Raw genomic sequence first — 13,724 nt, 5'->3', positions numbered from 1 at the left:
TTGCACCGCGCGAAAATGGGTCAGCCCAGATGGCCGAAACAGAGCCGCATGAGCATATCCAGCAGGGCGCCCACCACGAAACCAACCAGGGTCCCGTTGATACGGATATATTGGAGATCACGCCCTACACGCTGCTCCAGCCGCGCCGACAGTTCCGCCGGGTCCCACCGCTCCATGACGGAGGCGATATAGGCTGCCAGCTTGTCACGAAGCGATGGCAGGATACGCACAAGTGTCGTCCGCAGCGTCTGTTCGAGGCGCGCACGCATGGTGGGGTCGTGGTCAAGCTGGTCGGCAAGGCTCTGCAATGCCGTCTCGATCACGCTGCGGCTCCAGCCATTCTCACAGGCCAGATCATCCTCGGCGAGGGTCCTGAAGCGCTGCCATATCTCGGACCACCACAGCTTAAGGCTGTCATGCCCAAGATAACCGCTTACGGCATCGCCAAAACGCGCCCGCCGCTCGGGGTCCTGTTCCAGCCGGTCGATCTCGGCACGTATCCAGCTTGTAAACCCCTCGCGCAGCTCGGAGTCCTGAGGGTCGATCCGCTCGAGTTCCAGATAGAGGGCTGTGATCACACGATTGGCGACAGAGGGACCAATGGCCCAGCCGATCATGCGACCGCCCTGCTCACGCACACGCTCCTCAATGAAGCTGCGCAATGTTGTCTCGCGTTTCTGCACGGCAATCTTGAAACGCTCCAGTAGCGCCGAGAGCACTTCCTGATGCAGCTCATCCTCAACCAATGCGCGCAGCGCACGGGTGATGACGTTGATGGAGGCCTCACCACGCGCCAGCACCGGCAGTGCTTTGGCAATGGCAGCACTAGCCCGCCCGTCCTCCAGACGGTCCAGCATGTCCGGCACGCTACGACGGAGGGCGGAGGCCGTGGCATTGGCTGTGCGCGGCTGCCGCAACAGATTGGCCAGGATACGGGCGACATCTGCCGAGGCCAGCGCCCGCCCGGCATCCTCCTCAGTGAAAAACTGCGTTGAGACGAAGCGGCCCAGAGCCCGTGCCAGACGGGGCTGCTGACGTGGCAGAACAGCCGTATGCGGAATGGGTAGCCCCAGCGGATGGCGAAACAGTGCCGTGACCGCAAACCAGTCGGCAATGCCGCCCACCACCCCGGCCCGCGCCCCGGAACGCAGCACTTCCAGAACAAGGCCGTCCTTCACAAGACCCATGGCCGGCAGCCCGGCCGATATGACCATGAGCCCGCCCATTCCAACCAGCAGCCCGCCCGCCAGACGGCGGGACGCCCTGAGCGCTGCGAGCGCCTCGGCCTCGGTCGTCGCGGGTTCGGCAGGTCGTTGCGTTGGCGGCTGATTCTCGGAAAACGCTTGTTGCATGATGGATCGATTACCACCGGCGGGATAAAAAGTCCTGCGCCTCCCGCAATCCACCATTGCCATCACTCTTGGGGCATGGAAAACCGGGCGCAGTCCGTGAACTGAACATAAGCGAGAGTGCCTTGTCCAATACCGCGCCGCATCACGCCTCTTCCGGAACGCCTGCCCCGAAACCCGAGAGCAAGGCCGATCCGAAAACCGTGCCGGACCTGCGAGATGGCGCGGCTTTTGCCGAACGTCTCACCGGCGAGATGCAGGCGCTTCAGGACCGTGCTGCCCATGAGCGTCACGCGCCCGACCCGATCGAGACCCTGTCGAGCCAGATCGGTGATGAACTGATCGACGGCGCCCTGTCGGTCCCCACGCTTGAAAATGCGGTGCGCGTCCTGCGTGATGCGAATCTGAAGCAGCGTGCGGCTCGTCTGCGTAGCTATGTCGGGCTCAAGGACGAAACCACACCGGCAGCACGCCTTGTCGAGGCTGCGCGCCTGACCGTGGAAAGCTGCGACAGCGTCGAGACGCTGGTTGCGCGTCTGTCGCGTCCCGGTTTTGCCGCTGTTTTCACCGCTCATCCCACCTTCGCACTGGCCGATAACGTCTATCGTCACATTGTCGAAATGGCGACCGAGCCGAGCCATCGCCTGCCGGAACTGAAATCCCATCGGCGCGAAGGGGCCCCGACCCTCGCGCACGAGCAGAATCTGGCTCTAACGGCCATATTGCGCGGTCGCGATGCCCTCGACATCTTCAACGCTGCCATTCTCGATCATGCCAGCAAGCGTTGGCCGGATCAGGGCGACACGCTCGGCACGCTCGATATACGCACCCTGATTCTGGCAACCTGGGTCGGGTTCGATACAGATGGCCGCAGTGATATCCATTGGTGGGACACGCTGCGTATCCGGCTGGCGCTCAAGCGCACGCAGCTGGAACGCCTGCGCACACAGCTCGAATCCCTCCTGCCGCAGTGCTCGCAACTGGTCGCCCGCATCGACGTCGCCCTTGGGGCAGTCAAGGAGCAGGAGGCTGCCTGCCCTGACCAGCAGCATCACGACGCCAATGCCATCGCCGCCTTTGCACAGGCGCTGGTAAGCCGACGCGAATCTGCCCTGATTTCCGCTGAAACGCTTCGCCCCCTTTTCGATGAGGCTCTGGCGCTTATCGATGGGGAAAAGCGCAGTGCCCTGCTGACCGCACGTTCGGGCTTCATGGCGCATGGCCTTGGTGCTGCGCATATCCACACGCGTCTCAATGCGACACAGATCTATAACGTCGTGCGCCATCGCCTCGGCATCGAGGACGACCCGACCATCCCCTCACGCCGCCGTCTGGTGCTGTCACAGATCAACGAGGCGCTGGAAGGGCTCAAGGAGCCGATTCCGGTCGATTTCGGCGCGGTGATGATGGAGCAATCCTCTGCTGGCCGTCTCATGATGACGATGGCGCAGATCCTCAAACACATCGACAGCGCCACACCCATACGCTTCCTGATTGCCGAAACAGAGAGCGGCTATACGCTTCTCGCCACCCTCTGGCTGGCCCGTCTGCTGGGTATTCGCGACGCGCAGATCCAGATTTCACCCCTCTTCGAGACGCAAAGCGCCCTCGAACATGGTGAGATCATTCTGGAAGAGGCTTTCCGCTCGCCGCATTGGCGTCAGTATATCCGTAATAACGGTCGTCTCTGCCTGCAATTCGGCTATTCGGACTCGGGCCGCTATATCGGCCAGCTTGCTGCGACGAACCTCGTCGAGCGCCTTCGCCTGCGCACCCTGTCGCTCATGCAAAAGCACGGTATGCAGGATATCGAGCTCGTCCTGTTCGACACCCATGGCGAGAGCATCGGTCGCGGGGCACACCCCTTCAGCCTGTCAGACCGCCTCAGCTATTTCTCGCCCGATCATACACGGGGCCTGTTCGCAAAAGCCGGTATCCGCCTGCGCGAGGAAGCCGCTTTTCAGGGGGGCGATGGCTATACCCTGTTCGGCACGGCCCCGCTGGCAGCCTCGACGATCGCCACGCTTGCAGAACATCTCGTGCGCCCGCTCTCCACGTCGCGCGATCCGATTTATGACGAGCCGGATTTCTCTGCTGATTTCTTCTCAACCATCGCGCTCGACATGAGCAGCCTTGTGGAAGATCCGGGTTATGCAGGGCTTCTCGGCGCATTCGGTCCGGCACTGATCGACAAATCAGGATCACGCCCCTCGGCCCGTCAGGGCGATGGCATCAGTGTCACGCGCATCACCCATCCCAGCCAGCTTCGCGCCATCCCGAACAACGCCATTCTCGAGCAGCTCGGCTGGTGGACCAATGTGCTGCAGGGTTTCGGTACGGCTGCATCACGCCACCCGGAAACATTCGAGAAGCTGGCCCGCAGCAGCCGTCGCTTCGGCCTTGCGCTCGACTTTGCCCGCCAGGCCGCCGCCCATTCGGATATTGGTGCCCTGCGTGGCATCGTACGCCTGCTTGACCCCGGCACCTGGCTCGATCGGGCGGCCTCGGCCCGCAATGAGGAACAGCGAAGCCAGCACCTCGTTCTCGCCGATGGTCTGGAGGGACTCGAATTCTGGCGCAGCCTGCCAGCTATGTTCCGCCGCATCCAGGCTGACCATATCGCGCTCGAATCCGTCTGGAGCCACACGCTCAAGATGAGCGCGCAGGAACGTACGCTGCACGCCATTCGCCATGCCGTGATCGGGCAGATCTGGCTGCTGGCCACACGCATCCCGTATTTCAGCCCGCGTAACGATATCAATCGTGAGACCCTGCTGCGCCTCGTGCTTCAGCTCGAAATTCCTGCCGTGCTCAAGCGTCTCTCGGAAATCTTCCCGCAATCAGCGGGTATCGTGACCGATCTGGACTTCCACGAACCAAGCGGCCCGCGTGATGATCACGGCTTCACGCGCGAGCATGAGGAAATCTTTGCCCCGATGGCACGCCTGTTTGCCCTGCTGCGTGAAATCAGCGTGGCGGTCATGCATGCCAATGGGTCGTTCGGTTAAGTCGGTCTTCCCATGCAGTCCATCCCGCTCTTGTAGGGGGCTGGACTGCATAGTCAGGCGCGATGGCTGAACAAAACCCGTCCTGCCATCGTTCATGACCTGTGCGGCGCATCTTGCGCCCCTTGTCTGAAGCGGCGCCCAGTCGGCCCGCATCTTGGAGAGGAGAAGACAGATCATGATACGATACACTGCTCTGATTCTAGCACTTGCCGCACCCGGCATCGCACAGGCCGCAGAGACAACGGGCATTCTTCCTGAGTCCGGGGTGAAATCACCCTATTCCGCCCCTGCCGTGCCGACAACGATGAAGCCGCTCGCCGCCTCTCTCGCCTCCCTGCTCGACCAGGGGTATGCCATCACCACAACGACACAAACCGGGCCGGAACTCGTCCTGACGCTGAGCCAGCGCGGCCACGTGGTGTTATGTGCGCTCACACCCCCGGACCTGCGCAATGACCAGAATATTCCGACATCGCGCTGCTGGGCGCTCAACGCAGCGCATTGACCTGTCGCCCTTGCGACGCAAGTGGCACGTGTCATGACGAACGCTTCGTGATAATCACGGCAACGTGATAGATTATCCTATCCAATCAAGGAGATGACATGCATCTGATCTGGACACTGATTGTCGGTTTCTTTGTGGGACTGATCGCGAAATTTCTGATGCCCGGCCGTGACCCGGGTGGTTTTATCATCACGATCTTTCTTGGCGTGGCTGGTGCGCTGCTGGCGAGCTGGATCGGCCAGAAGCTGCATTTCTATCATCCCGGTCAGCCTGCCGGTTTTGTTGCGTCCGTATTCGGCGCCATGATCCTTCTGCTGATCTATCGCCTGTTCGTGGCCAACAACCAGCAGAACTGAAAAAATCCCCCCGATGCCTCAGCACCGGGGGGATAGCTGCAAGGCGATTTACTCGCCAGTCCAGCCCTTGTAGCTGCCAACATTGTCACGCGTGATCAGGGTTGGCGGCATCAGGCGCACTGTACCCTTGGCAACCTTGCCATCCTTGATGGCCTGCCCCATCGCCACGCCGTCCTTGCCCATCTGGTAAGGGTCCTGGCTGGCCGAGGCCACCACCGACGAGCGCGGGTCCTTGAGCGACGAAACGATATCGGGCGCACCGTCGACAGAGGTGACGACAATACCCTGACGATGGGCCTGGCGAATGGCCAGATCGCCACCGATTGCCTCGGGGTCATTGATGGCGAACACACCCTTCAGGTTCGGGAAGCGCACCAGGAAGCCCTGCATCACCTTGAATCCGAGATCGCGCTCGGCACCACCATTCTGGTCGTCGCTGACGATCTTGATATCAGGGTACTTCGCGAGAACCTCCTTGCACCCCTTCACACGATCAATAATCGACGAAACCTGCGGGCCGTTTTCAATAGCGACCTCGCCCTTGCCGTCGATTTTCTTGGCCAGATACTCGCAGGAGATGCGCCCAGCGGCAACGTTATCTGTCTGAACCGTGCCATCGACACCCGCCGAGGCCACGTCAACCGCAATGACGGTCGCACCGGCCTTCTGCACACGTTTGACGGCGGGCATGACGGCCTGCGGATCCACACCATTGAGCAGGATCAGGTTGACGCCCGAGGTGACGAAACTGTCCATCTGCGAAAACTGCTTGTTGAGATCGTAATCAGCCGACAACGCATTGATGCTGGCGCTCGGGGCGATGCTCTTGAGCTGTGTGGTGGCGCCCTTTACCAGCGCCACGAAGTAGGGATTGCCGAGCGAGCCGACAGAGACACCGACATTGCTGATGCCATCAGCCCGTGCCGCGGGCGCCGCCAGAACGGTGGAGAGAGCGAGAGCACCGAGGAAGAATTTCGTACGAGTGATCATCTTGAAAAATCCGAAACGGAAGAGAAACAAACTCTGGAACCGGTGGAATATATGGCGGCTCAGGTGCGGGCTGTCGGTGCACGGAACCTGTCGAGTGCCACGGCCACGATGATGACCAGACCCTTGACGATGAACTGCCAGATATCGGAGACGCCAATCAGGATGAGCCCGTTGGTGAGCACGGCAATCAGGAGAGCACCGACAAGCGTGCCCCAGATTGAACCGATACCGCCCACGAAAGAGGTTCCACCCAGAATGACTGCGGCAATTGCGTCGAGCTCATAGGATTGACCGAGTTGCAGGCCGTTCGCTGCGTAGAGACGCGCCGACGACATGACTGCACCCAGCCCGGCCAGAAGGCCCGAAGCCGCATAGACGAACATGAGAACCAGACCGACACGAATACCGGCCAGACGCGCAGCGGACGGATTGCCGCCAATCGCGTAGATATGCACACCCAGCACCGTGCGACGCAGGATGAACCAGCTTGCCACCACGACGGCAAAGGCAATCACTGCCAACCAGGGAATGGTGAAGGTCGAGGTGATGGCGATGCCGTCATTACCGATCCATGCAAAGGAGAGATCGGGGTTGAAGATCGTGCGGTCATTGCCCATCAGGCGGGCAAGGCCGCGCACAGCGGTAAGCGTACCAAGGGTGACGATGAAAGGCGGTATCTTCACACCTGCAATCAGCGCACCGTTGAACACGCCGATCAGAAGCCCGGCACCAAGGCAGGCGGGCACGGCAAGCCAGGCCAGATGCGGCATGAGCGAGACGATCAGTCCGCACATGGCGGCGAAGGCGAGGATCGACCCGACAGACAGATCGATACCACCTGTCAGGATGACAAAGGTCATGCCTGAGGCCAGCACGGTGTTGATTGAGGCCTGCTGGGCAATGATGGAAAGGTTCTGGCCGGACAGGAAGCGATGACCACCCAGGAAATGGAAGCCCAGCGCGAGAAGGATCAGCACAGGCAGCATGCCCGCTGCCTGAAGGATGCTGCGCGTGGTGGCGCGTGCGTTCAGCTGGGCAGCTGGTGAGGCCGCCACCGCCGGGTTGAGAGTGTTGCTCATGGAGATGATATCCTAGGCGGCGATTGGCGAGGGGGAGACGAGCCCGACAGCGAGAGACATGATGGCCTCCTGCGTGATGGCCTTGCCTTCAAGTTCACCGGTCATGTGACCTTCGCGCATGACAAGAACCCGATCACTGACACCGATAATCTCGGCCATCTCACTGGAGATGACGATGATCCCGAGACCCTGGGCAGCCAGATCGTTGATGATGCGGTATATTTCAGTCTTGGCCCCAATATCGACGCCGCGTGTCGGCTCGTCGAGAATCAGAACCTTGGGGCCGGTTTCGAGCAGGCGGCCAAGCAGGACCTTCTGCTGGTTGCCACCCGACAGCCCCCCCACATTTGTGAGCATGTTCTGCGCCTTGATCCGCAGGGCAGAGAACGACCCGGTTGCGCGTGTGCGGCCCTTGCCCTGATCGAGCACGCCCATGCGGGAGTCACGCTCGACCACGCCAAGATTGATGTTGCCGCTGCACGACATATCCAGAAAAAGCCCGAGCGCCTTGCGATCTTCCGTGAGATACGCAATGCCCGCCGCCAGCGCGTCGCGCGGCGAGCGGATGTCGATCTTGCGGGAGTCGAGCCATACTGTGCCGCCGGTTTTCTGATCCGCACCGAAAATCAGGCGTGCAAGTTCGGTACGCCCTGCCCCCACGAGTCCGGCGATGCCGAGTACTTCACCGGGCCGCAGATCGAAACTGGTCGGCTGCACGCGCTTGCCATCCGTCAGCCCCTCGACCTTCAGAATGGGTGCAGCATCGTGTCGAATGTGATTGCCGTCTTTTTCGTAAAAGCTCGACAGATCACGCCCGACCATCAGGCTGACGATGCGGCCGGAAGAGAGCTCGTGCTTTTCGAGCGTGCCGACATGGGCACCATCGCGGAGCACCGAAACCCGATCTGCCAGCTCGTCAATCTCGTCCATGCGGTGGCTGATATAGATCAGCGCCAGCCCCTTCGCCCGAAGCTGACGAATGAGCGCAAACAGACGATCCGTCTCACGGGCTGAAAGGGCCGTGGTGGGCTCGTCCAACACAAGAATACGGGCATCGCGATGCAGCGCGCGGGCGATCTCGACAAGCTGCTGCTCGGCCACCGACATTGTCGACAGCCTGTCTTCCGGCCCGAAAGGCGCCCCAAGCTCCTTGAGCAGACCCCGACAGGCCTCGTTCATGGCGGCGCGGTCGATCATGCCGTTCTTGCGCAGTTCAGAACCCAGATGGATGTTCTCGGCAACGGTCAGGTTCGGCGCGAGCGCCAGTTCCTGATAGATGATGCCAATTCCAAGCGCCCGCGCTGAGCCTGGATTCGTAATTCTGGCTGTCTCGCCTGCAATGCGGATCTCGCCGCCCGGGTCTGCCGTATAGGCACCGGAAAGGATTTTCATCAGGGTGGATTTACCGGCCCCGTTCTCTCCCATGAGCGCCAGAATCTCGCCGCCATAAGCGACCAGCGAAACATCCTTGAGAACCTTCACTCCCGAGAATGTTTTGGAAATACCCTCGACCTGCAGAAGCGGCGCGCCGCCATGCGTGTCACACGAAATGTGTTGGGCCAGTGTCATGGGACCAGTCTCCCGGATTAAACGCTGGCAGCCGGACGGGTCCTTGCGCGTCCCTCTGCCTGACGAGAGAGAAGCAGATATTTTGTTAAATTTATATAATGTTTTTGCAATCTTCGGTTTTATAACGGATATGTGATGGTTAAATCCTGTCCATGTTATAAATCACAATATGGGCTGTGCCATGGCCGGCCTTTCTGCATCATGAAACGACGGCATCCGATCACGGAATCTCACGAATCAGGCTGACCCTCACCGAGCGCCTTGCTCAAAAAGAGAGAAAGCACTCCGGGGTCAGCACCATGGAGGAACGGGTCGAACATCCCGTCTATCGCCAGGAGCGAGAGGCCGTGAACGCGCGCCCATAGCCCCGCCATGCGGGGCATGGCATCCGTCGAATCAGGGTAAGATTCTTCCCTGCCTGCGAGTCCACGCAGAGTGGCAAAAGCGCGCGATGACGCCTGTGCAAGATTTGGTAGCGTGTAATCAAGCAAGGCACGGCGAAACATCAACCGAAACAGGTCCGGATTTTCCAGGGCAAAACCGATATAGGCCATACCGACAGCATGAGCGTTCACCCGGGGCGATCCCGACATGGCCTGAGTCAGGACATGGGCAAGAGCCTCATACCCTTCGGCCGCAAGGGCTGAGCGCAATCCGGTCAGGTTGCCGAAATGTGGCACGGCAGCGGTGGCGGAGACGCCAACCTCCCGCGTGACAGCGCGCAGGGTCAGGGCCTCAATACCATCGCGCTGGATAACGACCCGCGCCGCCCGTATCAGCGCCTTGGCAAGATCGCCGTGATGATAATTCTCCACATATTGGGTCATGAGATCCCCCCCCTGTCACATCTTTACAAGGAAAAGTTTGACATTACGTCTCATATAAAGGCAATCTTTTTATGGAAAAGATTACAAGGGAAACAGATTAATGGCTTATCTGAGAGATGCGCATCGTTTACCCCTCCGAGCGCTCCTCGCCGAATTGGGTGCCCTCGCCCTGATCTGGGGTGGCGAATGGTTTCATGTTGAAGCATACGCCTTTCCCGCCTGTTGTGCTGTGATTGGCGCGAGCGCCTTTCGCCGTTGGCGTGCTTCTGTTCCATTCGATCGTCTGTGGCTGGCCTTGAGTGGTACGGCTCTGGGATTCGGCATCATGGATATGACGCTGCGTGCGCAGCTTTCCCCGGATATCTTCGCGGCCCTCTGCGCCACACTGCTCGCAGCCCTCTTCTTGTTGGGGAGTTCCTGGCGTGTGCCCATGATCCAGCTGCTGGCAGAGCAGCGCACGGGCCAGATGCTCGATCGTGGCAATCCCACTCTTCTGCGGTTCTTCCGTCTCTACACCCTCATCTGGGCTGGGTATTTCAGCCTGCGTGCCCTGACACTGCTTCTGATGTCCTTGCAGCCTCAGGACGTGCTTGCAGAACAGATCGGGCTGAAACTTAGCCTGCTCATCATGATCCTGCTCAGCTTTCGTGGTCCGGCACTTTATCGCCTCTACCAGCGTGCCCACCCTGCCCTCTGATTGGATTGAGGCCGGATACATCGCCGGTGCTTGTGAGCTGCGGCGGCGGGTAGAAGCGCCCCTCCTCACGCACGGCCTTGCAGGGGTTTCGCACCTCCTGCACCATCACCATCCCAGATACGCCCCCCTTGCGCACAATTGCCCAAAACGAAAAAAGCCGCCCCGAAGGGCGGCTTTTCCGTGTTCCGAGACTGAACCCGAGGGATCAGGCGCTCTTCGCCATGATCTCGTCGGCCACGTTGCGCGGCACCGGATCATAGTGATGGAACTGCATCGTGAACGACGCGCGGCCCTTGGTGGCCGAACGCAGATGCGAGATGTAGCCGAACATTTCCTTCAGCGGCACCTGAGCGCGGATCATGACGGTCGAACCGGCCGTCTCCTGGCTCTGGATGATGCCACGACGACGGTTAAGGTCGCCTACCACGTCACCAACGTGATCGTTCGGGGTCGTGATTTCGACGTCCATGATCGGCTCAAGGATCACGGGGCCGGCATTCTTCATGCCTTCACGGAAGCAGGCCTTGGCGGCGATTTCGAAGGCGAGAGCCGACGAGTCGACGTCATGGTACTTGCCGTCAAGCAGCGTGAACTTGAAGTCCACCGTCGGGAAGCCAGCCAGCACGCCCGTCGAGGACTGCATGCGGATGCCCTTTTCGACAGCCGGGATGTATTCCTTCGGAACCGTACCGCCAACGACCTTGTTCTCGAAGCTGATGCCTTCGTTACGCTCGACAGGCACGAACTCGATCTTGACTTCAGCGTACTGACCCGAACCACCGGACTGCTTCTTGTGGGTGTAGGTCTCGGTGTGGGCACGCGAGATCGTCTCACGATAGGCCACCTGAGGCGCACCGACATTGGCTTCGACGCCGTATTCACGACGCAGACGGTCCACGATGATGTCCAGATGCAGCTCGCCCATGCCGGACAGGATGGTCTGACCCGTTTCCTGATCGGTCTTGAGCTGCAGCGAGGGATCTTCAGCGGCCAGCTTCTGCAGGGCCAGCGTCATCTTCTCAACGCCGTCCTTGGTCTTCGGCTCGACCGAGATGTCGATCACCGGAACCGGGAACTGCATGCGCTCCAGAACAACCGGATCGGCAGCGTCGGCCAGGGTGTCACCCGTCTGGGTGTCCTTCAGACCCACGAAAGCAGCAATATCACCAGCGCCGACCTGCTTGACTTCCTCACGCTTGTCAGCGTGCATCTGGAACATGCGGCCCACGCGTTCCTTGTGGCCCTTGGTCGTGTTCAGCACGGTATCGCCCGACTTCAGGACGCCGCGATAGACGCGCACGAAGGTCAGGGTGCCGTACTTGTCCGAGATGATCTTGAACGCGAGACCAGCGAACTTGCCATCGGGGTCGACCGGCACGATCGGCAGGAAGTTCTCGTCAACCTCTTCGCCTTCCGGCGGCGCGATACGGATGCCTTCGACTTCGTCAGGAGCCGGCAGGTAATCGATAACGGCATCGAGGAGCGGCTGAACGCCCTTGTTCTTGAAGGCCGTGCCGCACAGGACGGGACGGAACACGCCGGAGATGGCGCCCTTCTTGATGCACTTCTTCAGCGTTGCGACATCGACATCGCCCTTCTCGAAGTATTCTTCGATAGCGGCTTCATCAACGCTCAGCGCGGTGTCCAGAAGGTTCTGGCGGGCTTCAGCTGCCTTTTCCTTCAGGTCATCGGGGATCTCGGCATAGTGGAACTTCGCGCCCAGCTCGCCGCCTTCCCAGATGATGGCGCGCATTTCGACCAGGTCGACCACGCCAACAAAGTTTTCTTCAATGCCGATCGGCAGCTGAAGCGGAATAGCGACGATGTCGAGCTTTTCCTTCAGCGTGTCGAATGCGCGATAGAAATCGGCACCGGTACGATCGAGCTTGTTGATGAAAATGACGCGCGGAACGTTATAGCGGTCAGCCAGACGCCAGTTGGTTTCCGACTGCGGCTGAACACCGGCAACGCCTTCGATGATGAAGATGGCGCCGTCGAGCACGCGCAGCGAACGGTTCACTTCGATGTTGAAGTCGATGTGGCCCGGGGTGTCGATGATGTTGATGCGGTGGTTTTCCCACTCGCAGGTCACGGCTGCCGAGGTGATCGTGATGCCACGCTCACGTTCCTGCGCCATGTAGTCGGTGGTCGTGTTGCCGTCATGCACTTCACCAATGCGATGCGACACGCCGGTGTAGTACAGAATACGCTCGGTCGTCGTGGTCTTGCCGGCATCAATATGCGCGGTGATACCGATATTGCGGATCTTCGAGAGAGCCGATTTGGCTTCTGCGACGCTGCTTTCGGACACGGGATACCTCCAGAATGCGATGAAAGGTGCTTCAGGCCGCCCCGAAACACCTTTGCCGTGGCCGTCACAGATCGACGCTTTTTCCGAAGAAACCCGGTAAGAAATACGTCGAAGCCGGACCGACCAAGTGGGCCTTGTGATCGAGAGGCTGAATGAAACAACCCGACCACGTTTTCAAGGCCAATTTTGTTGCAGCCAGCCTTTTCCGCCGAAGCGTCAGGCTGGCGCCGTCAGGCTCAGGCGGTCTGAGCGGCCTTGCTTTCCTGAGCGCGCAGGATGCGGCGCTTGATGACCTGAGCCTCGACCGGGAGCTTGCGGTTCGGCGTGCTGATCAGGAACGAGTCCAGACCGCCATTATGCTCAACCGTACGGATGCCCTGCGTGGAGAGACGCAGACGAACGCCCGTGCCCAGAATGTCGGACAGAAGGGTGATTTCCTGCAGGTTGGGCAGGAAACGGCGACGGGTCTTGTTGTTGGCGTGGCTGACGTTGTTGCCCGTCAGCACACCCTTGCCCGTGATTTGGCAGCGGCGTGACATGGACTTGATCCTCGGTAGTAATATGATCGCCGAGACCACTCCCGGCATACGACGATGCGTTAAGGCGCGGCTTATGACGGAGCCCCCCGCTCCCGTCAAGCCGAAAGCGACCCAAACCGGTCATTCGCCGTCGGAAAAGGCGTCCGCACAGAGCAGTTCGCCCGATCGGACGCTGTCTATGGCCGTCTGAAGCATGCGAACCATCGTTTCGGCATCGGTTGTCCGCGCCAGCACGCCCATCGATCCGCCAAGCAGCGCCGACGCGATGAGTTCGGTCGGCAGGTTCTGCTCGACCAGATAGCCGATCGCCTTGTCGATCACGACGCCGCACTGACGAAGCTCCTCAGGAATCTCCACGCCTTCCGGGTCACCCGATACTTCATGAGCCGCCTGTTCGCGAATATCCTCTTCCACGGCCTGATCGGGGTGGAAATCCTGGGCGAGGTCATCAGCCGGCTTGGTCATGGGCGTTCTCCTTGTGGTTGCTTCGTATC

Annotated in this window: 12 protein-coding genes; 4 read left to right on the top strand and 8 right to left on the bottom strand. The window is 60.3% G+C overall.

Annotation, left to right across the window (positions count from 1 at the left end):
• Positions 1-20: 20 nt before the first annotated feature.
• Entirely contained in the window at positions 21-1,352 is a 1,332-nt protein-coding gene (locus F3J08_RS05695) for a DUF445 domain-containing protein (RefSeq protein ID WP_166928766.1), read from the bottom strand.
• A gap of 251 nt (positions 1,353-1,603) precedes the next feature.
• On the opposite strand from F3J08_RS05695, the gene F3J08_RS05690 reads away from it, so the two are divergent.
• The 3 genes from F3J08_RS05690 (at position 1,604) to F3J08_RS05680 (ending at position 5,218) form a co-directional block, all read left to right on the top strand.
• Positions 1,604-4,357 carry a phosphoenolpyruvate carboxylase gene (locus tag F3J08_RS05690; RefSeq protein ID WP_166928974.1) on the top strand — a complete coding sequence of 918 codons (2,754 nt, stop codon included), beginning with the start codon at positions 1,604-1,606 and terminating at the stop codon, positions 4,355-4,357.
• Positions 4,358-4,532: 175 nt separating this feature from the next.
• Entirely contained in the window at positions 4,533-4,862 is a 330-nt protein-coding gene (locus tag F3J08_RS05685; RefSeq protein WP_166928765.1) for a hypothetical protein, read from the top strand.
• A 98-nt stretch (positions 4,863-4,960) separates the two neighbouring features.
• Positions 4,961-5,218 (top strand): GlsB/YeaQ/YmgE family stress response membrane protein, encoded by a 258-nt coding sequence (locus F3J08_RS05680; RefSeq protein WP_122039212.1) that lies wholly within the window; start codon positions 4,961-4,963, stop codon positions 5,216-5,218.
• Positions 5,219-5,266: 48 nt separating this feature from the next.
• Here F3J08_RS05680 and F3J08_RS05675 read toward each other — a convergent pair whose 3' ends face one another.
• The 4 genes from F3J08_RS05675 to F3J08_RS05660 form a co-directional block, all read right to left on the bottom strand.
• Positions 5,267-6,208: an ABC transporter substrate-binding protein gene (locus tag F3J08_RS05675; RefSeq protein ID WP_023977510.1), complete on the bottom strand. Its 942-nt coding sequence runs from the start codon at positions 6,206-6,208 to the stop codon at positions 5,267-5,269.
• Between the two features lie 59 nt (positions 6,209-6,267).
• Positions 6,268-7,287 carry an ABC transporter permease subunit gene (locus F3J08_RS05670; RefSeq protein ID WP_023977511.1) on the bottom strand — a complete coding sequence of 340 codons (1,020 nt, stop codon included), beginning with the start codon at positions 7,285-7,287 and terminating at the stop codon, positions 6,268-6,270.
• 12 nt (positions 7,288-7,299) lie between these two features.
• Positions 7,300-8,856, bottom strand: coding sequence for a sugar ABC transporter ATP-binding protein (locus tag F3J08_RS05665; protein ID WP_166928764.1), 1,557 nt, complete (start codon positions 8,854-8,856; stop codon positions 7,300-7,302).
• Positions 8,857-9,086: 230 nt separating this feature from the next.
• Complete coding sequence (locus F3J08_RS05660; RefSeq protein WP_166928763.1) at positions 9,087-9,683, bottom strand: TetR/AcrR family transcriptional regulator; 597 nt, start codon at positions 9,681-9,683, stop codon at positions 9,087-9,089.
• A 100-nt stretch (positions 9,684-9,783) separates the two neighbouring features.
• On the opposite strand from F3J08_RS05660, the gene F3J08_RS05655 reads away from it, so the two are divergent.
• Positions 9,784-10,380, top strand: a complete 597-nt coding sequence (locus F3J08_RS05655; RefSeq protein WP_166928762.1) for a hypothetical protein — start codon at positions 9,784-9,786, stop codon at positions 10,378-10,380.
• A gap of 205 nt (positions 10,381-10,585) precedes the next feature.
• On the opposite strand, the gene fusA is transcribed toward F3J08_RS05655, so the two are convergent.
• From fusA to F3J08_RS05640, 3 genes are all read right to left on the bottom strand, one after another.
• Positions 10,586-12,691, bottom strand: coding sequence for an elongation factor G (gene fusA / locus F3J08_RS05650; RefSeq protein ID WP_023977515.1), 2,106 nt, complete (start codon positions 12,689-12,691; stop codon positions 10,586-10,588).
• 236 nt (positions 12,692-12,927) lie between these two features.
• Entirely contained in the window at positions 12,928-13,230 is a 303-nt protein-coding gene (gene rpmB, locus F3J08_RS05645) for a 50S ribosomal protein L28 (RefSeq protein WP_023977516.1), read from the bottom strand.
• A 120-nt stretch (positions 13,231-13,350) separates the two neighbouring features.
• A complete protein-coding gene (locus tag F3J08_RS05640; RefSeq protein WP_205206823.1) occupies positions 13,351-13,695 on the bottom strand; it encodes a hypothetical protein in 345 nt (114 codons plus the stop codon).
• Between the last annotated feature and the right edge of the window lie 29 nt (positions 13,696-13,724).

The sequence above is a fragment of the Asaia sp. As-1742 genome, assembly GCF_011753235.1.
Classification (GTDB): Bacteria; Pseudomonadota; Alphaproteobacteria; order Acetobacterales; family Acetobacteraceae; genus Asaia; species Asaia bogorensis_B.
Note: the sequence above shows the minus strand (reverse complement) of the source record. Positions and strands in the feature narration are given on the sequence as shown.